The following is a 21,884-nucleotide window of genomic DNA, read 5'->3' as shown; positions in this document are numbered from 1 at the left end:
GAGAAGCATCCGGAAACGCAGGCGGCGTTCAGGGCGATCTCCGGTTCAGCTCATGGCGAGCGCGGCACCAGGCACGCCGTGGCGCCCGAACGACGAAATTCATCAAAGTGTCATTCGTTCCCTGGGCCGTTGTCCGCATCGCTACAAGGACATGATCATCCGCCAGGAGAGCAGCCGCTTCACCTCTGCACGCGGCAACATCACCGCGATCTTCCGGCCATCCGCAGACGACAGGAGAACCGTGACATGTGCGGGGTCGTCGGTGGAAACCGACACTTCCTCGAACTCGTGCGTGGCCTTGCTGCGCCCGAGCGAGAGCATCACCGTCGCGGCCACCTTGGCGCCCGTCGTGTTGGCCTCGTCATCCTTCGTCTTCTTCGACATGCGCCGGCGACCCCTTTCGCAGAATGACGCGGCGAGAGTAGCTTCCGCCACGGTTGACGGGCAACGCGCCCACGAAGGACATCAGGATCGCGTCCCATGCCGCCTCTCTTGCTTTTTCTCGCTGGCGTCGCTGCGGGTGCGGGTGCGGCGATCGTGGCACCCGCCCTCGCGCCGGAGGCATCGCGCAATCTGCGTCCGGTCCTGCGCGCGGGGCTGAAGCTCGCGATCGCCGCCGGCACCGCCGCGCGCAGCGCCGCGGCCGAAGCGGCGGAGACGGTCGAGGACCTCTATGCCGAAGCGCAGGCCGAGATCGCCGCGGCCGCGGAACCGCCGCCGCCCAAGCCGGCGCGGGCGAAGCGCGCCCCGGCACGCAAGCGGGTGCGCGCAGGGGCGAAGGCCACCGCCGATGCCTGATCTGCCGCAGGCCGTTGTCGTCTCCGCCGTGGCGGGACGGATGCGGCTGCGGTTGCCTGCCCATCGCGACGATGCGGCCTTCTTCGCGCGACTGGCCCAGCGGGCGTTGATGCTGCCGGGCGTGACGGGCGCCGCCGGCACGCCGCTCACCGCCGGGCTGCTGCTGCGGTTCCGCGGCGATGCGGAAACCGTACTCGCCGCCGCGGCGCGGGAAGGCCTGTTCCGCGCCGCGCAGCCCGTCCCGGACCAGGGGCACGCGGCATCGGCGGCGCAACTCGCGCCGCTCGGCGCCGCGGCCTTCGGCCTGCTCGCGCTGCTGCAGGCCGCACGCGGAGCCGTGCTGCCGCCGGCGGCGACCCTGCTGTGGTACGCCGGCAGCCTGCTGCGCGGCGCGACGCAGCCCACCCCCGAGGAGTGAGCCCCATGGCGACGACCCCGAAGCGCCGCACGGCGAAGCCGCGCGTCGCTGCTCCGCGCGAGGCCGAGCAGGCGCTGGTGAGCGCGGCCCTCGCCGTGCAGACCGCCGAGGACGCGCTGGCCGAGAGGATCCGCGCTACCGTCGCGCAGGCCTTGCGCCACCCGGGCGGGACGGCGACCGAGGCGGCGGAGGCCGTCGCTGTCCAGGCCAAGGCCGTCCTGGGCATCGTGGTGGGCGCCGGCGCCGACGTGCTGGTGGCGGCGCGCGCCGTCGCCAAAGGCACTGCGCTCGGCGCCGCCGATGCCGGGACGGATGCCGCGAGCGCTGCCGTCGCCGTGACGCGCGCCATCGCCGAGGGCGCGGTGGGCGCGGGCGGCGAGGCCGCCTCGGCGGTGAACCGTGCCCTGGCGGGTGCGGCGGAAGCAGCGGTGGCGACACGGGACGATGCCGCGCGGATCGTCGCCGCGGCTGCCGATGCCACCGTGCAGGCGGGCCTCGCCGCGGTCGGCATGGCGCGGGAGATGGCCGAGCGCGCACTGGCGCTGGTGCGCTCGCCCGTGCCGGCGCCCGAACCCGCCGGCACGCGGGCTCCACGCAAGTCGCCGGCGAAGGCGGCGGCAAAGGCGCCGGCCAGGCCACGGCCGAAGGCGGCAGCCAAGGCGCCGGCCAGGCCACGGCCGAAGGCGGCCGCGAAAGCGCCGGCCAAGCCCCGCGCGAAGGCCGCCGCCGGGGCGCCGGCGAAGAAGGCCCCGGCCAAGGCCGCCGTGAAGCCGGCGGGCGAGTCCCGCGCCGCCGCCGGGAAGCGTGTCGCCAAGCGCCGTTCCGGCAGCCGGACCACCCCCGCCCGCCGCCGCTGAGGCGGCCTGCGCCGCGGCCCGCTGGCCTACCGCAGAAGCGCCGCCTCGGCCGTGTCCTCCCAGGGCACGCCGAGGTCCTCACGCCCCATCTGGCCGTAGACCGCCAATGGCCGGAAGAAGCCGCCCGCATCCGCGGCATGCGCGCGCGCGCGCAGGGCGAAGCGGCGCTCGATCGCGGCGGGGCGGAAGTCGAAGGTCTCGGCGATGCGGCGGGCGATTTCCTCCTCGGCGATGGTGGCCGTGCCGAAGCACTCCACCGCGACGCTGACCGGCCGCGCATGGCCGATGACATAGCCGAGATGCACCTCACAGCGCCGCGCCAGCCCGGCGGCGACCACGCATTTCGCCGCATGCCGCGCGGCATAGGCGCCGATGCGGTCGATGCGGGAGGGATCCTTGCCCGACAGCGCGGCGCCGGATTGCCGCGCCGCCTCGCCATAGGTGTCGATGCCGTTCTTGCGGCCCGTCAGCCCGGCATGGCGGGCGGGACCGCCGACGGCGAAGGGGCCGCCGGCGTTCACATGCAACTCGGTCCTCGCGGTCAGTCCCAGCGGCGCGCCGGCAAGCGCGGGCACCACCACCTGCTCGCGCAGCGCGTCGGCCAGGACCGCGGCGCGGGGCGCGCCCGGCATCGTCGCCACGGTCAGCGCGACGGAGGCGAGTTCCGCCGCGCCGCCCGCGCCGTACAGCACGCCGGCCTGCGTCTTGCCGTCGGGCGCCAGCCAGGTCAGTGCCCCCCGCGCCGTGTCCAGCGCGCGGGCCAGGCGGTGCGCGATGACCAGCGGCGCGGGCATCAGCTGCTCAGTCTCGTCGGTGGCATAGCCGAAGACATTGGCCTGCTCGGTGGCACTGAGGGCTTCGAGCTCATGTTCCTCGTCGGCGTCGTGCTCGTGCGGCGCGCGCTCCTCGGCCGGGAGTTCGGAAATGCTGGTCAGGATCGAGCAGGTGCGCGCGTCGAAGCCTTCACCCACATAGCCCGCCTCGGCGATCACGCCGCGGGCCAGGCTGGGCAGGTCCACCACCGCATCGGCGGCGAAGCGCGCCGCGATGAAGACGATGCCGGTCGCCACCGCGCATTCCACCACGGCGCGCGCGCGCGGGTCCTGGTGCAGGAAGGCATCCACCGCGGCATCGCTGATGCGGTCGCAGAGCTTGTCCGGATGGCCCGGCGTCACCGATTCCGAGGTGAAGATCATGCCGTCACGCATGCGCGCCCCCCTGCCGCGGGCGCCGCGGCATCGCCGAGATCATCCCGTTGACCGCGAGCGGCGCAAGGGCCGTCGCCGCGACACCCAGCCATCCGGCCGGGCCGAGCGGGCCGAGGCCGAGCAGCCGCCGCAGCGGCCCGACGCCCTGCGCCGCCGCCTGCAGCGCCACGCACAACCCGATGGCGCCGAGCAGCTTGGGGTTCGTCGGCGGCCGGTCTGCACCGAGCAGCCCATGGGTCTCCGAGCGGCAGAGGAAAGCGTGCGCCAACTGCGCCAGCGTCAGCCCGTGGAAGGCGACGCCGGGCGGCGCGCCGATGGCGGAGACCAGCGCCGCCGTGCCCATAACGGCGCCCTCGCGCAGCAGGCGGCGGAAATCGTCCGGGGAAAGGATCGGGGCGCGCGGGTCGTGCGGCAACTGTTCCAGCACGTCGGGCTCCGGCGCCTCCAGCCCCAGCGCCAGCGCGGGCAGCGGGTCCGAGATCAGGTTCAGCCACAGCAGCTGCATCGGGTTCAGCGGCTCGGGCAGGCCGGCGATGGCGGCGCCGAGCATCAGCATCGTCTCCGACGCATTGGTGCCGACCAGGTAGCGCAGCACCTTGCGGATGTTGGCGTAGGTCGCGCGGCCGAGGGCCACCGCCTCGAGCAGCCCGCCGAGCTCGTCGGTGGCGAGCACGATGTCCGCCACCTCCCGCGCGACGTCGGTGCCGCCGCCGCCCATGGCGATGCCGATCTCCGCGGCGCGCAGAGCGGGGCCGTCGTTGATGCCGTCCCCGGTCATGGCGACGATCTGCCCCGAGGCCTGCAGCGCGCGCACGATCTGCAGCTTGTTGGCCGGGCTGACGCGGGCGAAGACGTCCGCCTGCGGGGCGAGGGCGGCCAGCGCCTCCGGCGGCAGGTCGCGCAGCGCGCCCGCTTCCAGCACGCGCACCTCGCCGTCGCGCGGCATGCCGAGTTCCTTGGCGATGGCGTAGGCGGTGGCGCTCTGGTCGCCGGTGATCATCATGGTGCGGATGCCGGCGACGTGCAGGGCGCGGATCGCCTCCGCGGCGCCCGGCCGCAGCGGATCGGCAAGCCCGGCGAGGCCGAGCCAGGTCAGGTCCCGCTCGTCATGCGGGTCGCCGCCGCCGTCCCGCCGCGCGACGCCGAGCACGCGCAGCGCCTGCGCCGCCATGCGGTCGTTGGCGGCGATGATCGCGGAGCGCGCCGCGTGGTCCAGCGGCACCTCGCCCGCGGCGGTCAGCCGCTTCGTGCAGCGCGCCAGCACCTCCGCCGGGTCGCCCTTGACCGCGAGCAGCGTGCCGTTGCGGCCGCGATGCAGCGTCGCCATGCGCTTGCGGCCCTCGGCGCGCGGCACCGTCTGCTTCCTCGGCCAGCGGCTGCGCAGCGCGGCGGGGTCGAGGCCGAGTTCCAGCCCCGCGCGCACCAGCGCCGTCTCCGTCGGTGATCCGGCGAGGACGTCGCCGGTCTCCTCGACATCGCTGCACAGCGTCGCGGCTTCCAGCAGCGCGACGGCGACCGCGCGGCGGGCACCGACGAGCGCTTCCGGCGCGAGCAGCGCGCCGTCCAGGTGCAGCGCGGCGGCCGCCATGCGGTTTGCGGTCAGCGTGCCGGTCTTGTCGAGGCAGACCACCTCCACGGCGCCGAGCGTCTCCACCGCGTCCAGGCGTCGGACCAGGATCTGCTTCTCCCGCATGTCCTGGATGCCGAGCGCCAGCGTGGTGGTGGCCACCGCCGGCAGCCCTTCCGGCACGGCGGCGACGGCCAGGCTGATGGCGCTGCGCAGAATCGCCTGCCAGGGCTGGCCGCGCAGCAGCCCGATGCCCGCCACGGCGGCGCAGATCGCGCCGTTGACGATGATGAGCTCGCGCCCGACCTCGCCCAGTTGCCGCTCGATCGGCGTCTGCGGGGGGCGCAGGTCGCCGAGAAGCGCCTGGATGCGGCCGATCTCGGTCGCGCTGCCGGTGGCGGTCACGATGGCGAGGCCCGAGCCGCCCGTCACGGCGGTGCCGCGGAACACCATGCTGCGGCGCTCGGCGAGGGGGGCGACCACCGCCACGCCGGCATCCGCATCCTTGACGATGGGCAGGCTTTCGCCGGTCAGGGCGCTTTCGTTCAGCGTGAGGTCGGTGGCCGTGATCAGCCGGGCATCGGCCGGCACCAGCGTGCCGGGTTCGAGCAGGATCAGGTCGCCTGGCACGATGCCCGCGACCTCCAGCATCATGCGCCGGCCGCCGCGGATGACCGGCACCGGCGCGGGCGAGACGTCCGACAGGCCTTGGATGGTGCGTTCGGCGGATCGTTCGGTGGTGGTGGCGATGCCGGCGTTGAGCAGAACCACGGCGCCGATGGCAAGCGCATCGGCGAGTCCGCCGGTGGCCACCGAGACCAGCGCCGAGGCTCCGAGCAGCGCGACCGGGACGGAGGTGAGCTGCTCGGCGAAGATGGCGGCGGCGGAGCGCGCCTCGGCGCGCGCCAGCAGGTTCGGCCCGCCGGCGGCGAGGCGCGCGGCGGCCTCGGCGGGTGGCAGGCCGCGCTTCGGCGCGCAGCCGAGCGCTGCGGCGACCGCCGCCGCCGGCATGGCGTGCCAGGCATGGGCTTCGCTTGCCGGGTCGGCCTGCACCGCGGCGGAGGAGAGCGCGCGTGGCCGCGGAGGATCCCCAAGCGCCGCGCCCAGCACGGCGCAGAGCCGCTTGGCGGTGACCGAGGGTATGCAGCGGACCAGCGCGGTACCGGTCACGGCGGAGGCGCTCGCCTGCGTCACCCCCGGCACGCCGAGCAGGGCGAGGCGTGCGGCCTCCGCCGCATCGGCATCGCCGCGCAGCCGGCGATCCGCGAGGCGGTAGCGGCCGGGGAGGGCATGCACCACCTCGGTCCGCGGCCGCTTCGCCCGGCGCCTGCGGGCCGGCACCGGCGCGGGGGGGCCGGCATCCATCGCGGCGACCCGCATCAGAACAGCAGCCCCACCAGTCCCAGATAGACGGCGAGCGACAGCATGTCCTGCACCACCGTCCCGACCGGTCCCGAGCCATGCGCCGGATCAAGCCCGGCGCGCTGGAAAGCCCAGGGCAGCAGGAAGCCGACACCGGTCGCGATGGTGCCGGCGGCGGCGACCGCGCCAGAGACCGCACCGGCCAGGCGCAGGTCGCCGAAGACGGCCCAGACCGCGCCGAACCCGACGGTCGCGAGGATCAGTCCGAGCAGCGCGCCGGTGCCGAGCTCGCCGAGCAGCAGCCGCCAGGTGCTTCCATCGGTCAGCGAGAGGCCGCGCACCGCGACCGCTTCCGCCTGCGTGCCGATCGCGTCGGCGAGATAGACGATGGCCGGGATGAAGAAGGCGACGGCGATGTTGGCCGTGAGTTCCGCCTCCGCCCCCGCCATCAGGCCGGTAGCCGCCGCTGAGCCGGCGAGGCCGACCAGCAGCCAGGGCAGGCGGAACAGGGCGCGCCTGTGCGGCGCCGCGGTCAGCGCCGCCTTGGCCTGTTCGCTCCGGCCGAGGATGCCCGCCATGTGGTGCAGGTCCTCGAGGTGCTCGTCGCGCAGGATGGCCATGACCGCATTGGCGGTCAGCGCGCCGAGGAAGGCGCCGGACTGGTCGAGCACCGCGAGGCAGGCGGCATTGGCGCGGATGGCGACGCTCGCCGCCTCCTCGCGTGAGGCCGAGGCCGGCACATGCGCGGGATTCTCGACGGTGAGCTCGGCGATGGGGGTTTCCTCGGCCGCCGCGAGCAGCAGCGCGAGCCGCACCGTGCCCAGCAGGGCGCGCCCTGCGTCGAGGACGAAGACCGGATCGATCGCGGCGTAGCGGTCGCGGACGAGCCTGGCGCGGACGGCGGCCGCGGTCTCGTCCGGGCGGGCGACGAGGACGGCCGCGTCGATATAGGCGGCGACGGGCATGGAAGCCCGTTCGCCTGCGGAGACGGCCCGAGGAGTATCGCTTTGCATGGGACCATTCATGCACCGGAAGCCGTGACGGTATGGTGACACCGGACCGGACGAACATCGCGCCGATCGTCGGGCACCGCCAGTGGCCGCGCCGCTGCCGCTGGGCAGCGCACCTCGCCGTTTGGCAGGCATGCGTCACCGCGGAGGCCGAGGCGCGGCGGCGTGCTTCCGGCCTGCCGCGGAACCGGGGGGCATCGAAGGCGCGCGGCACCGCGAGGCGCGCCGCCTCCGGGGCGGGCCATGGCGAGGCCGCGAAGCCATTCGCGCCCAGCGCGGCCTCTCTTCGCAGCGGCGTGTGGCCGCCGCGCCGGCTCCCTGCCTTCGGGCACACCTTCACCCGACCGGGCGATCCCATTTGATCGGATGCCGCTATTGCGCCCGGCGCCGGGTCACGCCGACGGGCGCCAGCGCAGCAGGCGCAGCGCATTGAGTGTCACCAGCACCGTCGCGCCGGTATCGGCGAGGATCGCCGGCCACAGCCCCGTCACGCCCATCAGCGTGGTCGCCAGGAACACGCCCTTGAGGCCGACCGCCACGGCGATGTTCTGCTGCACGTTCGCCATGGTGGCGCGCGACAGGCCGATCAGCTCCGCGACACCCGCCACGCGGTCCTTGAGCACGGCGGCGTCGGCGGTCTCGAGCGCGACGTCGGTGCCGCCGCCCATCGCGATGCCGACATCGGCGGCAGCGAGCGCCGGCGCATCATTGATGCCGTCGCCCACCATGATGACGCTGCCGCCATCCCGCAGCCTGCCGACCTCGCGGAGCTTGTCGTCGGGCAGCAGTTCCGTCCTGGCGTCCAGGCCCAGGGAGACGGCGATCGCCTCGCCGGTGCGGCTGTTGTCGCCGGTCAGCATCACCGGCCGCACGCCGAGCGCCGCGATGGCCGCGACGCCGGCGGCGGCATCGGGGCGCGGCTCGTCGCGCAGCGCGATCAGGCCAGCCGCGGCGCCATCGGCCAGCACCACGGCGACCGTCCTGCCTTCCCCCTCGAGCCGTTCGATCGCCATCGCCAGCACGCCGAGCCCGGCATTCGCCTCCCGCGCGTGACGCGGACTGCCGACGGTGACGGCGACGCCTTCCACCGTCCCGGCCACGGCGCGCCCGGGAACGGCGGATTGTCCGCTCGCCTGCGGCACGACGATGCCGCGCGCCGCCGCCTCGGCGAGGATCGCCTTGGCGAGCGGATGTGCCGATCCCTGTTCCACCGCGGCGGCGAGCGCCAGCGCCTCCCCGGCGCTGCGCCTCCCGGCCGCGATCACGTCGGTGACCCTGGGCCGTCCCTCGGTCAGCGTGCCGGTCTTGTCGAAAGCGACGGTGCGCGCCGCGCCGATCGCCTCGAGCGCCGCGCCGCCCTTCACCAGCAACCCGCGCCGCGCCCCTGCCGAGAGGCCGGACGCCATCGCTGCCGGCACCGAGATCACCAGGGCGCAGGGGCAAGCGATCAGCAGCACCGCGAGGCCGCGATAGAGGCTCGTCCACCAGTCCCATCCCAGGGTGAGGGGCGGCACCAGGATCGCCAGCAGCGCCACGATCATCGCTCCGGGCGTCCACCAGGCGGCGAAGCGCTCGACGAAGCGCTGTGTCGGCGCGCGCCTCGTTGTCGCCTCCTCGACCATGCGGATGATGCGGGCGATCGTGTTGTCGGCCGCGGCGCGCGTCACGCGCACGCGGAAGGCGCCGTCGGCGTTGATCGCGCCGGCGATCACCGCATCGCCGGGGCCACGCGCGACCGGCACGCTCTCGCCGGTGACCGGGCTCTCGTCGAGGGCGGTCCGGCCCTCCTCGATCACCCCGTCGCAGGGCACGCGGTCGCCGGGGCGGACCAGCACGAGGTCGCCGACCGACAGGCGCTCGGCCGGCATCTCCTCGGTGCTGCCATCGGCGCGCAGGCGCAGCGCGACGCGCGGCATGAGCCGCGCGAGGGCGCGGATGCCGTCCCGCGCGCGGCCGGCGGCGACGTTCTCCAGCAGCTCGCCCACCGCGAAGAGCAGCACGACGACGGCAGCTTCCTCCGCCGCGCCGATCACGGTGGCGCCGATCGTCGCCGCGCACATCAGCGTCTCGATGCTGAAAGGGCTGCCGGCACGGGCAAGCGCGATGGCGCGCCGTCCGAACGGCAGGATCGCGACGGCGGTCGCGACGAGGAAGAGCGGGTAGGTCAGCCGATCCGGCAGGGCGAGCGACAGGCCATAGGCGCCGATGACCAGCACGCCGAGGATCCAGACCAGCTTCGCCTTGCCGGTCGCCCACCAGGGCCTGGCCGCGTGGGCGGGGTCGTCGTGGTCGGCATGGCCGTGGGCATGGCCATGCGCGGCGCTGCCGGCGTGGTCATGCCTTTCCGTGGACGGGTGGTGGTGGTGGCCGTGGTGTTCATGGCCGCAGCCGCAGGCCTCGCCGGGCGGGGGCGGCGCCTCGGCAGCCTCGCCGCCGCGCTTCGCCGTATAGCCGAGGGCGGCGAGCCGGGCCTCGACCTCCTCCCGCCGGCCGGCGGCATCGAGTTGCAGCGTGAGCCGCTCTGCCATGAGGTTGACCTCGACCGCCGACACGCCCGGCAGCCGTTCCACCGCCTTCGTCACCTTGGCGACGCAGGAGGCGCAGTCCATGCCCTCCACCCGCCAGGTCACTTTCGTCGCTGTGCCCATGATGTCCGTCCGATCGTCGCGGACAGGGTTATGAGACTTCCAGCGACTGGAGGTTCAAGCCCCCTCTTGCGGCCCGCCTGGAGCGGATCCCGATCAGGTGGAATCGCATGATCGGGGGGAAGATGCTTGCGACGACAGCAGGATCGGGAGATTGCCGAGAGCGGAGGCGAGCGGATGCCGCCCCGGGGAAGGGCAGCGGGCCTGTAGAACCGCATGCCGGGGCTCGCGGGCCGCCAGCTTCCATCCGGCGACGCCCTGGCAGGGGTGCGGCCGATGCCGGTTCTCTCTCACGTCGGTGCCGCGGCACCCCCGCCCGATGCTTGCCTGCCTTGCCCGCCGGCCGCACCCTGATGGCCGGCAAGGAAGGAAGAACATGGATCTCAGGGGAACGGTCGCGCTCGTCACCGGCGGCAATGGCGGCCTCGGCCAGCGCATCTGCCATGCGCTGGCGCGCGAGGGCGCACAGGTCGCCGTCGTCTACGCGCAGAGCCGCGACCAGGCCGAAGGCGTGGCGCGCGACCTTGCCGCCCGCCACCAGGTCCAGGCGGCCGCCTTCGGCTGCGACGTCACCGATCAGGCGGCCATCGAGCGGCTCGTCGCCGAGGTCACGGCGCGCTTCGGGCGGCTCGACATCCTGGTGAACGACGCCGCCTACAACAGATCGGTGCCCTTCGCCGACCTCGACGGCCTGACGCCCGAACTGTGGGAGCGGATCATGGCCGTGAACCTCACTGGCCCGATGCGCCTGATCAAGGCGGCGGCGCCGGCGATGCAGGCGCAGGGGCGCGGGCGCATCGTCAACATCGCCTCGGTCGCCGGGCTGGGGCCGACCGGATCGTCCATCGCCTACGCGGTGTCGAAGGCCGGGCTGATCCACCTGACGCGCTGCATGGCGGTCGCCCTCGCGCCAGCAACGCTGGTGAACTGCGTCGCACCCGGCCTGCTCGAGGGCACGCGCGCGACCGCCAACCTGCGGCCCGAGCAGGTCGGGCGCTCCGCCGCCGCATCGCTGCTGGGCAGGCCGGCCGACAAGGACGATTGCGCCGAGATGGTGGTGGCCATGTGCCGCACCGAGACCATGACGGGGCAGACCGTCGTCATCGATTCCGGACGCGTCTTCCACTGATGCACGCCTGGCTGACATCGGCCCCCGCCGCGTAGTTCCCCGCGTGCCGAAGGCCGCGGCGGCGCCGGAGGTGCGTGCAGGCACCGGGCGGCGAGGTGAATTGACGTCCGCGCAACGATCCCGTCGCGGGGCCATGCGATTCATCTTTTCGTTGGCAGAAGGCAGGGGAAGGGGACGCATGCTGCGTGCCGTCGCCGCGGTCGGCGTGGCGGTCGCCTTGGCGGGCTGCCTCTCGTCAGGGCAGGTCGAAGGCATCCGCATGCAGCGCGAGATCCACCGCGCGGTGGCGGCCTCCGACGCCTGCCGCGCGCCGATCCGCGAGAAGCCGGACTACCAGGCGCTGTTCCGCCGCCTCGCCCTCGAGCCGAGCGTGCCGCCGCCACGGCCGACGCCGGCGCAACTCGCCGATCGCAGCCATCCCGACCGCGCGGCGATGCGCCTCATGGTCGCGATGCATTCCGACCTCGTCGTCTGCCGCAACCCGCTGATCGAGAGCATCGCCCGGATCTCTCCCGATCTCGCCGAAACCGCCGTCGACATATGGTTGAGCGGGGATCGGCTCGTGCTGTCGCTGATGCGGCGGGAAGTGACCTATCGAGGCCAATCGCCGCATCGGCGCCGTGCAGCAGGAGTATTTTCGCCGCCTGGGGCAGGTGACGGCGGCGACGCGCTCCCGCCTCGACGCTCTCCCGGGCCCGATTTCCCCCACGCAGGCCGAGCCATTGCCCGCTTCCGTCCGGCGTTTTCCCGTCGAGCTTGCGGACATCCACCGGCAGATGGTGGCGGAAGCGCAGCGCGCCGCCGATTGACGCCGTTCAGGCGACGCCCGCCAGGCGCAACCCGCGCAGGAAATGGTCGATGTCCCGCCGCCGCACATAGGGCGCGGCGTTGCGGAAGCGCTGCAGGGTGAAGCCGGGGTCCAGTTCCAGCAGCGAGCGGACCAGCGGACGCGCTTCCTCCGCCCGGCCGAGATGACCCAGCGCCGCGATCTGCGCCCGCAGCGCGGCGGTGAAGCGCGGCTGCATCTGCAGCACCGCGCGGCCGATGCCGATCGCCGCCTCGAAATTGCCGAGCAGCATCTCGACCGTCGCCAACCCGGCCTCGGTGAAGAAGGCGTGCGGGTTGCGCGGCAGCAGCTGCAGCGCGCGCTTCAGGTGGCGCCGCCCGGCCTCCAGCTCCCCGGCATAGGCATGGGCCATGCCGGCGAAGGTCCAGGCCGCCGGCAGGTTCGGGTTGATGTCGAGCGCCTGGCGGCACAGCGCCATCGCCTCCGGCACCTGGTGGTGCAGGAAGCCGCGCACATGGCCGGCGGTGGCGAGGCCGCGCGCGTCGCGCGGGTCGAGCAGGATCGCCTGCTCCGCCGCCGTGCCGGCATGGGCCAGCGCCTCGCGCTCGTTCACCGCCCAGCCCTGGCCCACCAGCAGGATGTTCCAGTAGGCGAGCCAGGCCTGCGCCGCCGCCAGCCGCGGTTCCCGCCGCACCGCGAGCGCCAGCACCTTGCCCGCGCGCTCGAAGGCGTCGCGCTCCAGCCGGTAGATGTCGGGGACGACGCGCAGCACCATCTCGAGCGCCGAGGCATCGGCGAGGGGGCGCAGTGCGGCGCGCTCGGCCTCCAGCAGCAGCAGCTCGTGCTCGAGCCGGGCGCAGGCCATGGCCGCGACTTCCTCGGCGAAGGCGGCGGGCCGCGCCTCGTCGGGGTCGATCACCGCGGACCACAGCACCGCGCCGCCGCCGCCGACATCGACCAGGCGCAGCACCACCTGCGGCTTCTGCCCCGCGAGGTGGATGTTGCCCGTCAGCATGTAGTCGGGGGTGGGCGGCGGCCGCCCCGCCACCTCCACCACCACGGCGATGGAGCGCAGCGTCGACAGCGCGGCGACGATCGCATCCGTCGCCGCGACGTCGAGATGCCCGATCCGCGGCCCGGCCAGGTTGTTGAGCGGCGTGACCAGCACGCTGGCGCGGCGCTGCGTCGCGGCGGCGGGGCGCTCGGTGGCGCGTGGCTCGCCGGCGGGCGCGGCCGGCGGTGCGCCGAACTCGGCCCGTGCCAGCCAGTCGTCAAGCTGCGGGTCGATGCCGCGCAGTTCCGGCAGGAAGGGCCAGCCGGCGGAGCGCGGCACGCACTCGACCAGGATGCGGTCGGCGCGCAGCCAGATGGAGGCGGCGTCGGCGCCGAAGATCCCGATGCCGCGCCGGTCGAAGCCGGTACGCAGGTCGTGCAGCACGTCGCGCAGCCGGCCGAGCGCCTGCGCCGCCGGCGCGCCGCTCCAGAGCAGGCCGGCGAGCAGCCGGCGCGGCATCCGGTGCCCCGGGGCCAGCGCCAGCAGGGCGAGCAGCGCCCGTGGCCGCGCACCGCCAGGCAGCAGCGACGCTCCGTCGGCGCCGACCGCCTGCATGGTGTCGGCGAGGCGGAACCGCACCAGGCCCTCGGCCTCGGGCGCCGGGGCATCCGGCGTAGGCGGCGGGGAGCCAACGTTGAGCAACGCGCAACACCTCCTGGGCGACGGGAGCGCCGACGCTTTTCCGACGCTTGCCGACGCAGAAGCGTTGTGCCGCAGGGCGCGGAAAAAGGACACTGGAAATCGCCATAAGGTTGAATCTCCCGGAAGGATCGCGCGTCGTGGATCTGCTCGCCCTGCCGCCGCCCGCCCGCGGGCCACTGCATTCCGCGCCCGGCCTCGCCGAAACCCCGCGCCGGTCCCGCCGGGCGCCGCGCCGTACCGCGGCACCGCTGCCGACGGCGGGCGAGGGGGCGGAGGACCGCGAGGCACTGTTCACCCTGCTGTCGCACTGCCTTGGCTGGATCGAGGCGGCAGAGGCCGTGGAGGAGGTGCTGCGCCGCTTCGGCTGCCTCGCCGAGGCGATCGCCGCGGAGGAGGCGGAACTCGCCGCATTGCCGGCGCTCGGGGAGGCCGGGGCCGCGGCGCTCAAGGCGGTGCACGCGGCGGCGCTGCGGATCGATCTGCGCCGCCGCGACCGCCCGGTGCTGCGCGACACGGATGCGGCACTGGCCTACCTGCGCGACGCTGGTGCGCTGCCGGCGGAGGGTGAGCTCTGCGCCCTGTTTCTCGATGCACGGCATGGCCTGGTGGCGGACGAGCTGGTGTGTTGCGCGGCCGGCGCCGCGGCGCCGGGGCAGGTGCTGCGCCGCGCCCTGGCGTTGCGGGCCGCCGCGGTCCTGCTGGTGCGCGGCGGCGATCCTGCGGCGGTCGCCGCCGAGGCCGCGATGGCGCGCGCCATCGCTCAGGCCGGGCGGGTGATGGATGTCCATCTCGCTGACCATGTCGTGGTCGGGCGCGGCGGCCACGCCTCGCTTCGGGCGCAGGGCCTGATGGAGGTGCCGGGGGCGGCTTGATGCCGCCGAGCCTGGTTGCCGACCCATCGGCGGCGAGGCGCGGCGGTATCGCGCGCAGGGTTGGTGAGGCGGCTGCGCGCCAAACACGATGTTGATAGCGAGTCACCCGGAAGGCCGGCCGGTATTGGCGATCGTCGGAAAGTGCCGGCTCCAGCCCACACGGCCACCCGGCCACCCAGCGGCAGTGTCCTGGGTTGGGGCCGTGTGCCGGTATCGGGAATGCGCCGTTCGGCGCATTCACAAAAAGGGTTCTCATTGCCCGCGCGGATTGCCGGTGGGGCTGCAGTGGCCGGGGGGCGGTCCCGCGGCACTCCGTCGTGCAGGCCGGGCGCGCGAGGATTTCTCCCCCTCGCGCGCCCGGCGTCCTGCGTCAGGCGGGTTCGCCGCGCCGCCGCCGGCGGATCGCTGCCGCGTCGCGGCCGAGCGGGCAGCCCCCCTCGCGCCGTGGCGCCACGATGCTGCGGTCATAGGCCTCCCACTCCGCCGGGCCGAAGGCGGCCAGCCCATCCTCGACGGCGAAGGCGGCGAGCGAGGCCTCGCGATAGGCCTCGCGCGGCACCGGCTGCACCTGGAACAGCGGCATGTCGCGGCGGAACTCGACCGGCGCATGGGTGCGCGTCAGGCGCAGGTTGACGAAGAGCGGCCCGAACCAGCGATCGGCTTCGACCATGCCCTCGTAGATCTCGTAGCCGGCGGGGCGTGGCAGGTTGGCCGGCGGGCGTAGCAGCAGGCTCCAGCCCGGGCGGCTGCGGGCGAACAGCCCGGACCAGAGGTTCACCAGGCCGGGTTCCGGCAGCGCCCCGGCGAAGGGCGGCGACCAGCTGCGCAGCGCCTCGGGCGCCGCGGCGTCGAAGCGGTCGCGGAAGCCGGGGAACTGCGCGACGGTCAGCGGATGCCAGCCATCGGCGCCCTGCCAGGTCCAGCGGATCTCGCTGCCGTCCCAGACCATGGCGAGGTCGATCGGCGGGAAGACCAGCCAGCCGAAGCCGGCGGCGGTGGTCGCGGCCTCGCAGTAGCGGAAGGCGCGGGTCGGCAGGGTGCCGCCGGCGGAGCGGTCGGCCCGCCGGGGCGGGGGACCGGCCTCGGTCACGCGCCAGAAACGGCAGAGGGGCTCGGGGCCGGCATCGGACATCGGGTCGGTTCCTCGGGGCGGGGTACGGGGAAGGGGCCCGGCCCCCAGGGGAGGCCGGGCGTCGCGGATCAGTCGCGACCGAAGAGCGGGCTCAGCCCGCCCATCCGCAGCCGGCCGGGATCGGCCACCGCCGCCGGCGGAAAGAGCGGCGACAGACCGCCGAGGCGCAGCGCGCCGTCGTCGCGCGCCTGGTCGGGGGCCTGGGCGGGCGTCGTCGCAGTGGCGTCGCGGGCCGGGATGGTGTCGTGGGTCATCGAGAGGGGGTCCTTGCTGCTCGGGTGGCGGCCTGCGGGGCAGGCGGGGGGCGCCGGGCCGGGGCCACGGCTGTGCCGGCGCCCCTCGATGGGGCGCGGCGACACGGGGTGCGGAGCGCGCCGCGGGGCGGGCGCGCGCCGGCCTGGCGCCGCCGCGGGACGGCGGCACCGGGTGAGGTTGGACAGGTGTCGGTGATTATTCCTGGAAGACTGGCAAGCACGCAGCACGGCAGCCGCCTGGCGGGCAGCAGCGGAACCGTGCATTTCTGGGAAATCACAGGGCGGTGCCGGACGCACCTCGCCCCTTGATGCGTCTTTCGTATCGTCCTGCATGGTGGGGCGTCAAGACGAAATTCCCATTATCCGGCGCATCCCGCGATGCGTGCGTGACGATGCATGCCTGCCCCGAACGCCGCCGGCCTGTTCGCCGTGCGGCGAACCGCTACAGAGGCGATCCATGACGAGGGAACGACCGGACGTGCAGGGACTCGACCGCCGCGCGCGCCTCAACCTGCTGCTGCTGGCCTGCTGCCAGGCCACGGGCCAGGCCGCCAACACCATGATGTTCGCGGCGACGGCACTGTCGGTCGTCACCTTCTACCCGGAGCGCGAGCTCGCCACGCTGCCGATGACGATGCAGCACCTCGGCATCATGCTGTGGGTGTTCCCGGCCTCGCTGCTGATGCAGCGGGTGGGCCGGCAGCACGGCTTCCGCATCGGCTCGGTGTTCGGCATGGCGGGGGCGGGGGTTGTCGGCTACGGCCTCTACTCCGCCGACTTCATCATGATGTGCCTGGGCGGGGTGATCCTCGGCTATGCCGTCGCCAGCCTGCACATGTACCGCTTCGCCGCGATCGAGCTCGTGCCCCCCGCCTACCGCGCGCGGGCGATCTCCTGGGTGACGGCGGGCGGTGTCGTCGCCGGCGTCATCGGGCCGACGCTGGTGCGCGTGACCCATGACCAGTGGGTGCCGATCTACCTCGCCACCTATGCCGCGATGGCGGGGCTGCACCTCATCGTCTTCACCATCATGTCCTTCATCCGCTTCCCGGCGGTGCAGGAGGCGCCCGCCACCGCCCAGGCAGCCGCCGCGCCGCCGGCGCCGCCGCGGCCGCTGTGGCGCATCGCATCCCAGCCGCGCTTCATCGCCGCGGTGATCTCGGGGATGGTCGCCTACGGCACCATGTCTTTCCTGATGACGGCCTCGCCGCTCGCCATCGTCGCCTGCGGCCTGCCGCATGCGGAGGCGCACTGGGTCATCTTCATGCACGTGATGGGCATGTTCGTGCCGGCCTTCTTCACCGGCAACCTGATCACCCGCTACGGCACCACGCCGGTCATGTTCGCCGGCATCGCGCTTCTCACCCTCGGCGTGGTGGCGGGCGTCGCCGGGATGTCGGACTGGAATTTCCGCATCGCGCTGACGCTGAACGGCGTCGGCTGGAACCTGCTCTTCGTCGGCGCGACCACGCTGGTGACCACCTGCTACCGCCCGAACGAGCGCGGCAAGGTGCAGGCGCTGAACGACTTCCTGGTCTTCGGCACCACCGCGACCTCGAGCTTCCTCGCCGGCTTCCTGCAGGAGAGGATGGGCTGGGTGCCGCTCAACTGGTTCGCCTTCGTGCTCATGGTGGCGGCCTTCGCCGCGGTGGTCTGGCTGCGATTCCAGCGCCAGCCCCTGCACGGCAGCGCCTGATGCCGGCCGGCCTTCCGGCCGGCACGGCATCGGAGCTCCGGTCTGGCGCGCGGCCGCCCCACCAGCCCCGCGCGCCATTCCGCTAGAGCGGTTTCCGTTCGCCTTGGCTCACGGCAACCGCTCCGGCCTCTTGTTTTCGCGACCATCTTTACCCGATCAGCTGATTCCACCTGATCGGGATCTGCTCTAATGCCAACGGCCGCTATTCGCGACCGCTGGCATGAGGCTTTTCGAGCCCTCGGACGCCCGGCGCAAACCTCCGGCTTGCTGGGCTTCGCCGGACCACCGGCGGGCCGCATTCGCGGCCTCGGCACGAGTCACGAACTCGTGCCGCTGGTGTAAGCCCGGTCGACAACCTCATCGGCCGGGCTCGGCGGCAGGATGCGGACGCGCCTTCCGCTTCCGTGGCGCGGCGCCCTGCCGGTAGCATGGCCGGCCGGGACCCGCCTCGCGCCACCCAGGGGGGACACGCTGCGCCGCATACCGTTCCGTCGGCTGATCCTGCCGGGCATCTTCGCCGTGCTTGCCCTGGCGCTGCACCTCGCCCTGCCGGCGGAGGGAAGGGGCGGCATGCTGCGCCTCGCCGCCGGCACCGCCTTCTGGTTCTGTGCCGCCTGGCTTGCGGCGCGGCTCGCGGCGCTGCTGCTGGCCCAACACCCCAAGCTGCTGAGCGATCTGGTGGCGACCGCGCTCTTCGTCACCGCCGGCGTGCTGGTGGCGCAGCTCGTGTTCGAACTGCCGGCGACCGGGCTGATCGCGACCTCCTCGGTGCTGATCGCCGTGCTCGGCTTCGCGCTGCGCAACACGCTGGGGGACATCTTCTCCGGCATCGCGCTGGGCATGGAATCGCCCTACGCGATCGGCGACTGGATCGAGGCGACGGAAGGCTGCGCCGGCCGCGTCACCGGCATCGCCTGGCGGGCGACGAAGCTGGTGACGCGGGACGGCGTGACGCTGGTGGTGCCGAACAGCCTGATCGCCGGGCACCGCATCGCGGTCTATGGCTCCGGCGACCATGGGCGCTTCCGCAGCGCGATCCAGGTGCCGCTCGATGCCGCCGTGCCGGCGGAGCGCGCCCGCCGCATCCTGCTCGCCGCCGCGCTGGAGGCCGGGCAGGACGTGCCTGGCTTCGCGCCCGACGTCATCCTGGTGGACCTGTCGCAGGGCAACGCGGTCTATGCCGTGCGCTTCCACGTGCCCGACTACGGCCAGGAGATGCGCTGGCGGGATGCGGTGGCGGGCGCGGTGCAGCGCGCGCTGCGCCACACCGGGCTGGAGACGGCCCGTCCGGTGCGCGACCTGCGCCTGCGCCGGCCCGGCGCGCCGTCGCCCGAGGCCGGGCGCAAGGCGCTGCTCGATGCGCTCGAGATCTTCCGCCCGTTCAGCGCGGAGGAACGCGCCTCCCTCGCCGCCGCGCTGCAGGAGCGCACCTGGCCCGCCGGCAGCGCGGTGGTGCGTCAGGGGGAGGCGGGGGACTCGCTTTTCCTGCTGGCCGAAGGCGCGCTCGACGTCCGCATCTCGGCGCCGGGCGGCGCCGAGTTCTTCGCCGACCGCCTGACCCAGGGCGCGGTCTTCGGGGAGATGTCGCTGCTCACCGGCCAGCCGCGCAGCGCGACGGTGCTTGCCGCGACCGAGGCGGTGGTGTTGGAGCTGCGCAAGGAGGACCTCGATCCCGTGCTGCGCGCGCGGCCGGCGCTGCTGGACGGGCTGACGGCGATCATGGTCGAGCGCCAGGCACGCAACCTGGCCCGCCCCGCGGCGGCCGACGCCCCCACCCCGGCAGCCCCGACGCGGGAGGACATCCTGGTGCGGCTCAAATTCTTCTTCGGGATCAGGTAGCCTCGCCGCTTCGCGCACCGGGGCGACCGATGGCGCGGTTCCGTGCGGCCGGGACCGGCGCTACCGGCATTCCAGGACGCGAATGTCGTAGACCGGGTGTTCCAGCATGTTCACGCCGGGCGCATTGGCGAACATCCAGCCCCTGAAGGCGGGCGGGCTGCCCGGGGCGGCGCGGCTGTCGCTCATCTCCATCCAGGCGGCCGCGTCTGGCACTTCGTCCTGCGGGCGGCCGTGGCAGGCGCGCAGGTTGATGGTCAGGCTGCCGAAGGTCGCGGTCTCGCCGACGCGGGCCTCGATGATGGTGATGCGCGCCGTCACCTTGTCGAGCGCCTGCAGGCGCGCACTGCGCATCGGCACCCATTCCTGCGCCGCCGCGGGCAGGGGAGCGAGCAGCAGGGCGAGCAGCAGCGCGCGCTTCACGGCTTGCGCTTCGGGCTGACCAGCCCATCCACCAGCTCGGCGAGGATGCGGCGCATCGCCGCCTCGTCCACGCCCATCAGCACCGCGTCCTCGAACACGTCCTGCAGCGCCTGGCGTGCCTCCTCGTGATTCTCGGCCAGCATCTTCAGCTTCTCCCGGCACGAGATCGGCGCGCCGTCGGCCCCGGGCCAGCTGGTCGGCGCCGGGTTCACTGCGGGGTGCCGCCCTGCGGCTGCGGCGCCGGCGCCGGCGCGGGCTGCTGCTCGCCGCCGCGCTGCTGGTTCATCTCGGTGACCGAGAAGATGAAGCGGCCGAGCAGGCTTTCCAGGCTGACCGCGCTCTGGGTGATGGTGATCTCCTGCCCGTCGCGCAGGATGCGCTCGGACCCGCCGGGCACCAGCGCGACATACTTGCCGCCGAGCAGGCCTTCGCTCTGGATCTCCGCCGAGGTGTCGGCCGGCAGGCGCAGCCCGGCGTCGACGCGCAGCGTCAGCACGGCGAGGAAACTCTCGGGGTCGATGCGCTGCGCCACCACCTGGCCGATCTTCACGCCGGCCAGGCGCACATCGGCGCCGGCGGCGAGGCCGTCGATGCGGTCGAAGCGTGCGGTCAGCGCGATGCCGCTGCTCGTCAGCGACCGCCCGCTGCCGGCGACGGCATAGACAAGGAATACCGCGGCCACCGCGAGGACGATGGCGCCGGTCATCAACTCGGCAAGGCTGCGCTTCTGCATGCTGACAGGATGTCGGGGCTCAGCGCCCCGGCGTCCAGGCCTCGTAGTCGCCGGCGGTGGCGGGACGCTTGCCGCCCGCGGCATCGTGACCGGGCGGCCGCCACGCCTCGGGCGTGCCGGTCATGTTCGGCCGGTGCTCCTTCTGCCAGGGGCGGCGGGGCGCGTCCTCGGGGAGCGGGGCCTCGGTGGTGTGGTGGATCCAGCCCCACCACTCCGGCGGCACCGTGGTCGGCTCGCTGGCGCCGCCGTAGATCACGCGGCGCATCGGGCGGCCGTAGGTGTCGCGGCGGGACCGCGCCTCCCAATAGGTGTTGCCGAAGCGGTCGCGGCCGATGCGGCGGCTGGTCAGGCGGATGAACAGGGGGTCGAGGAACGACATCGGTGCGTCCTTGGGGGCAGCCCGGAAAGCCTTCGTGTGCCACAGCGGAGCCAAAGGCGCAAAGGACCGGCTGTCCACAGGATATTGGGGGTGTCGGAGCATTTCGCCACAAGATGCGGCTTCCTCCCGCCGCCGAGTCCCGCTAGCCTTCGTTGCATGGCAGGCATCCTCGGCACCCTGTGGGATGGCGTGGCGCTCCGGCGGGAGCGGATCGGCGCCGATCCCGATTCATCTCCCCGCCCCGTGGCGCTTCCCGCCGCCTGGGAGGAGGACGCGGCAGCGGCCCTCGCGGCGCTGGCGCCGGGCAGCGGCCCGGTGATCCTGCCGATTCTCGCGGAGAACTGGATCCGCCGCGTCACCACGCGCGGCCGGCGCCTCGGCCTGCTCGAAAGCCCGGAGGAGGCGGACCAGCTCGCCGCCGGGCTGCGCACCCTGCTGCTCGCCCGCCGTGGTGCGCCCGGCGCCGAGGTCTGGCGCGACCGCAAGGAGGAAGCGCGCTTCGTCCTCAACCTTCCGGCCTTCCTCGATGCCGAGGGCGCCTTCGACGCCGTGGGATATGCCGCGGCCGTGGCGTTCGGCGTGCGGGCGCTCGACATCCTCGGACAGGGGCGGAGCCCCCGCCTGCGCGTCGGCTTCGCCGACCTCGCCGGGCTGCTCGCCGCCTACCGCCTGCCCTATGGCGGGCAGGAGGCGCAGGCGGTCGCTGCCGCCGTCGCCGCCCTGACCCGCGGTGCGGCGGAGGCGGAATCCGGCCGCCTCGCGGCGCGCCACGGCGCGTTGCATCCGGTCGCGCTGATCTGGCCGGAGCCGCCGGAGGAAACCGCCATCCCCGGCCTCGCGGCGGCGGCGCGCGCGGCACTGAATGCCGCCGCCGCCTCGCCCGGACTGCGCCACGAAGGCTGCGTTGCCCTTGCCCCCGCCGATGCGGTCGAGGCGCTGCTCGGTGCCGAGAGCGCCGGTCTCGCCCCGGCCGCCGGCCCGCTGCGGCCGACCCGCGACGAGGAAGGCCGCTACATGCTGCGCCCGACGCGCGCGGCGCTGCGGGCGGGCGATGCCGCGGCCGCGGTGCTCGCCCCGCCGCC

At 74.0% G+C, this 21,884-nt stretch carries 20 protein-coding genes and 1 pseudogene; 8 read left to right on the top strand and 13 right to left on the bottom strand.

The genetic code is table 11. From position 1 onward, the window contains the following. Positions 1 to 141 precede the first annotated feature (141 nt). Positions 142 to 384: a hypothetical protein gene (locus GXW74_RS21295; protein WP_211848576.1), complete on the bottom strand. Its 243-nt coding sequence runs from the start codon at positions 382 to 384 to the stop codon at positions 142 to 144. A 96-nt stretch (positions 385 to 480) separates the two neighbouring features. Here GXW74_RS21295 and GXW74_RS21290 point away from each other — a divergent pair, with 96 nt between their 5' ends. Genes GXW74_RS21290 through GXW74_RS21280 form a run of 3 tightly spaced genes read left to right on the top strand, consistent with a single transcriptional unit; the run spans position 481 to position 2,073 of the window. Then, a complete protein-coding gene (locus GXW74_RS21290; protein ID WP_211848575.1) occupies positions 481 to 798 on the top strand; it encodes a DUF5132 domain-containing protein in 318 nt (105 codons plus the stop codon). Further along, complete coding sequence (locus GXW74_RS21285; protein ID WP_211848574.1) at positions 791 to 1,216, top strand: hypothetical protein; 426 nt, start codon at positions 791 to 793, stop codon at positions 1,214 to 1,216. Before GXW74_RS21290 ends, GXW74_RS21285 begins: the two co-directional genes overlap by 8 nt. A 5-nt stretch (positions 1,217 to 1,221) precedes the next feature. Next, positions 1,222 to 2,073: a hypothetical protein gene (locus tag GXW74_RS21280; RefSeq protein ID WP_211848573.1), complete on the top strand. Its 852-nt coding sequence runs from the start codon at positions 1,222 to 1,224 to the stop codon at positions 2,071 to 2,073. A gap of 26 nt (positions 2,074 to 2,099) precedes the next feature. Here the strand turns inward: GXW74_RS21280 and metK are convergent, their stop codons facing one another. The 4 genes from metK to GXW74_RS21260 form a co-directional block, all read right to left on the bottom strand. Next, positions 2,100 to 3,281: a methionine adenosyltransferase gene (gene metK, locus GXW74_RS21275; protein ID WP_211848572.1), complete on the bottom strand. Its 1,182-nt coding sequence runs from the start codon at positions 3,279 to 3,281 to the stop codon at positions 2,100 to 2,102. Beyond that, on the bottom strand, positions 3,274 to 6,144 hold the full coding sequence (locus GXW74_RS21270) for a cation-translocating P-type ATPase (RefSeq protein WP_211848571.1): 2,871 nt from the start codon (positions 6,142 to 6,144) through the stop codon (positions 3,274 to 3,276). Before GXW74_RS21270 ends, metK begins: the two co-directional genes overlap by 8 nt. 83 nt (positions 6,145 to 6,227) lie before the next feature. Next, the gene (locus GXW74_RS21265; protein ID WP_211848570.1) at positions 6,228 to 7,175 is read right to left on the bottom strand and encodes a magnesium transporter; all 948 of its coding nucleotides are present in this window, start codon (positions 7,173 to 7,175) and stop codon (positions 6,228 to 6,230) included. Between the two features lie 437 nt (positions 7,176 to 7,612). After that, positions 7,613 to 9,868, bottom strand: a complete 2,256-nt coding sequence (locus GXW74_RS21260; protein ID WP_246523815.1) for a heavy metal translocating P-type ATPase — start codon at positions 9,866 to 9,868, stop codon at positions 7,613 to 7,615. Positions 9,869 to 10,241: 373 nt separating this feature from the next. Here GXW74_RS21260 and GXW74_RS21255 point away from each other — a divergent pair, with 373 nt between their 5' ends. Next, the gene (locus GXW74_RS21255; RefSeq protein ID WP_211848569.1) at positions 10,242 to 10,994 is read left to right on the top strand and encodes an SDR family NAD(P)-dependent oxidoreductase; all 753 of its coding nucleotides are present in this window, start codon (positions 10,242 to 10,244) and stop codon (positions 10,992 to 10,994) included. 235 nt (positions 10,995 to 11,229) lie between these two features. Here GXW74_RS21255 and GXW74_RS21250 read toward each other — a convergent pair whose 3' ends face one another. Both GXW74_RS21250 and GXW74_RS21245 read right to left on the bottom strand, forming a co-directional pair. Then, complete coding sequence (locus GXW74_RS21250) at positions 11,230 to 11,451, bottom strand: hypothetical protein (protein ID WP_211848568.1); 222 nt, start codon at positions 11,449 to 11,451, stop codon at positions 11,230 to 11,232. A 358-nt stretch (positions 11,452 to 11,809) separates the two neighbouring features. Further along, the gene (locus tag GXW74_RS21245) at positions 11,810 to 13,477 is read right to left on the bottom strand and encodes a hypothetical protein (RefSeq protein WP_211848567.1); all 1,668 of its coding nucleotides are present in this window, start codon (positions 13,475 to 13,477) and stop codon (positions 11,810 to 11,812) included. A 137-nt stretch (positions 13,478 to 13,614) separates the two neighbouring features. Here GXW74_RS21245 and GXW74_RS21240 point away from each other — a divergent pair, with 137 nt between their 5' ends. Continuing rightward, a complete protein-coding gene (locus GXW74_RS21240) occupies positions 13,615 to 14,349 on the top strand; it encodes a JAB domain-containing protein (protein ID WP_211848566.1) in 735 nt (244 codons plus the stop codon). 370 nt (positions 14,350 to 14,719) lie between these two features. Here the strand turns inward: GXW74_RS21240 and GXW74_RS21235 are convergent, their stop codons facing one another. After that, complete coding sequence (locus GXW74_RS21235; RefSeq protein WP_211848565.1) at positions 14,720 to 15,481, bottom strand: DUF6065 family protein; 762 nt, start codon at positions 15,479 to 15,481, stop codon at positions 14,720 to 14,722. Positions 15,482 to 15,549: 68 nt separating this feature from the next. Then, the gene (locus GXW74_RS21230; protein ID WP_211848564.1) at positions 15,550 to 15,735 is read right to left on the bottom strand and encodes a hypothetical protein; all 186 of its coding nucleotides are present in this window, start codon (positions 15,733 to 15,735) and stop codon (positions 15,550 to 15,552) included. Between the two features lie 457 nt (positions 15,736 to 16,192). Here GXW74_RS21230 and GXW74_RS21225 point away from each other — a divergent pair, with 457 nt between their 5' ends. After that, a complete protein-coding gene (locus tag GXW74_RS21225) occupies positions 16,193 to 17,431 on the top strand; it encodes an MFS transporter (RefSeq protein ID WP_211848563.1) in 1,239 nt (412 codons plus the stop codon). A gap of 381 nt (positions 17,432 to 17,812) precedes the next feature. Continuing rightward, a complete protein-coding gene (locus tag GXW74_RS21220) occupies positions 17,813 to 19,270 on the top strand; it encodes a mechanosensitive ion channel family protein (RefSeq protein WP_211848562.1) in 1,458 nt (485 codons plus the stop codon). Between the two features lie 60 nt (positions 19,271 to 19,330). On the opposite strand, the gene GXW74_RS21215 is transcribed toward GXW74_RS21220, so the two are convergent. Genes GXW74_RS21215 through GXW74_RS21200 form a run of 4 tightly spaced genes read right to left on the bottom strand, consistent with a single transcriptional unit; the run spans position 19,331 to position 20,802 of the window. Next, the gene (locus GXW74_RS21215) at positions 19,331 to 19,690 is read right to left on the bottom strand and encodes a DUF2155 domain-containing protein (protein ID WP_338148301.1); all 360 of its coding nucleotides are present in this window, start codon (positions 19,688 to 19,690) and stop codon (positions 19,331 to 19,333) included. Beyond that, positions 19,687 to 19,902, bottom strand: a complete 216-nt coding sequence (locus GXW74_RS21210) for a hypothetical protein (RefSeq protein ID WP_211848561.1) — start codon at positions 19,900 to 19,902, stop codon at positions 19,687 to 19,689. Before GXW74_RS21210 ends, GXW74_RS21215 begins: the two co-directional genes overlap by 4 nt. After that, positions 19,899 to 20,423 (bottom strand): outer membrane lipid asymmetry maintenance protein MlaD, encoded by a 525-nt coding sequence (gene mlaD / locus GXW74_RS21205; RefSeq protein ID WP_211848560.1) that lies wholly within the window; start codon positions 20,421 to 20,423, stop codon positions 19,899 to 19,901. Before mlaD ends, GXW74_RS21210 begins: the two co-directional genes overlap by 4 nt. Before the next feature lie 19 nt (positions 20,424 to 20,442). Further along, positions 20,443 to 20,802, bottom strand: coding sequence for an NADH-ubiquinone oxidoreductase subunit NDUFA12 family protein (locus GXW74_RS21200; RefSeq protein ID WP_211848559.1), 360 nt, complete (start codon positions 20,800 to 20,802; stop codon positions 20,443 to 20,445). 156 nt (positions 20,803 to 20,958) lie between these two features. On the opposite strand from GXW74_RS21200, the pseudogene GXW74_RS21195 reads away from it, so the two are divergent. After that, positions 20,959 to 21,884 (top strand): annotated as a pseudogene (locus GXW74_RS21195) (hypothetical protein); the annotation flags it as partial.

Source organism: Neoroseomonas eburnea, assembly GCF_018129005.1.
GTDB lineage: Bacteria > Pseudomonadota > Alphaproteobacteria > Acetobacterales > Acetobacteraceae > Neoroseomonas > Neoroseomonas eburnea.
This window is presented reverse-complemented; position numbering and strand designations above follow the sequence as displayed.

What these genes read in the sequence shown, in the direction of transcription:
- GXW74_RS21225 (WP_211848563.1), top strand. Translation starts at nt 16,193, where the DNA reads ATGACGAGGGAACGACCGGACGTGCAGGGACTCGACCGCCGCGCGCGC.
- GXW74_RS21220 (WP_211848562.1), top strand. Translation starts at nt 17,813, where the DNA reads ATGCGGACGCGCCTTCCGCTTCCGTGGCGCGGCGCCCTGCCGGTAGCA.
- GXW74_RS21290 (WP_211848575.1), top strand. Translation starts at nt 481, where the DNA reads ATGCCGCCTCTCTTGCTTTTTCTCGCTGGCGTCGCTGCGGGTGCGGGT.
- GXW74_RS21250 (WP_211848568.1), bottom strand. Translation starts at nt 11,451, where the DNA reads ATGCATCGCGACCATGAGGCGCATCGCCGCGCGGTCGGGATGGCTGCG.
- metK (WP_211848572.1), bottom strand. Translation starts at nt 3,281, where the DNA reads ATGCGTGACGGCATGATCTTCACCTCGGAATCGGTGACGCCGGGCCAT.
- GXW74_RS21200 (WP_211848559.1), bottom strand. Translation starts at nt 20,802, where the DNA reads ATGTCGTTCCTCGACCCCCTGTTCATCCGCCTGACCAGCCGCCGCATC.
- GXW74_RS21230 (WP_211848564.1), bottom strand. Translation starts at nt 15,735, where the DNA reads ATGACCCACGACACCATCCCGGCCCGCGACGCCACTGCGACGACGCCC.
- mlaD (WP_211848560.1), bottom strand. Translation starts at nt 20,423, where the DNA reads ATGCAGAAGCGCAGCCTTGCCGAGTTGATGACCGGCGCCATCGTCCTC.
- GXW74_RS21295 (WP_211848576.1), bottom strand. Translation starts at nt 384, where the DNA reads ATGTCGAAGAAGACGAAGGATGACGAGGCCAACACGACGGGCGCCAAG.
- GXW74_RS21235 (WP_211848565.1), bottom strand. Translation starts at nt 15,481, where the DNA reads ATGTCCGATGCCGGCCCCGAGCCCCTCTGCCGTTTCTGGCGCGTGACC.
- GXW74_RS21285 (WP_211848574.1), top strand. Translation starts at nt 791, where the DNA reads ATGCCTGATCTGCCGCAGGCCGTTGTCGTCTCCGCCGTGGCGGGACGG.
- GXW74_RS21280 (WP_211848573.1), top strand. Translation starts at nt 1,222, where the DNA reads ATGGCGACGACCCCGAAGCGCCGCACGGCGAAGCCGCGCGTCGCTGCT.
- GXW74_RS21255 (WP_211848569.1), top strand. Translation starts at nt 10,242, where the DNA reads ATGGATCTCAGGGGAACGGTCGCGCTCGTCACCGGCGGCAATGGCGGC.
- GXW74_RS21265 (WP_211848570.1), bottom strand. Translation starts at nt 7,175, where the DNA reads ATGCCCGTCGCCGCCTATATCGACGCGGCCGTCCTCGTCGCCCGCCCG.
- GXW74_RS21260 (WP_246523815.1), bottom strand. Translation starts at nt 9,868, where the DNA reads ATGGGCACAGCGACGAAAGTGACCTGGCGGGTGGAGGGCATGGACTGC.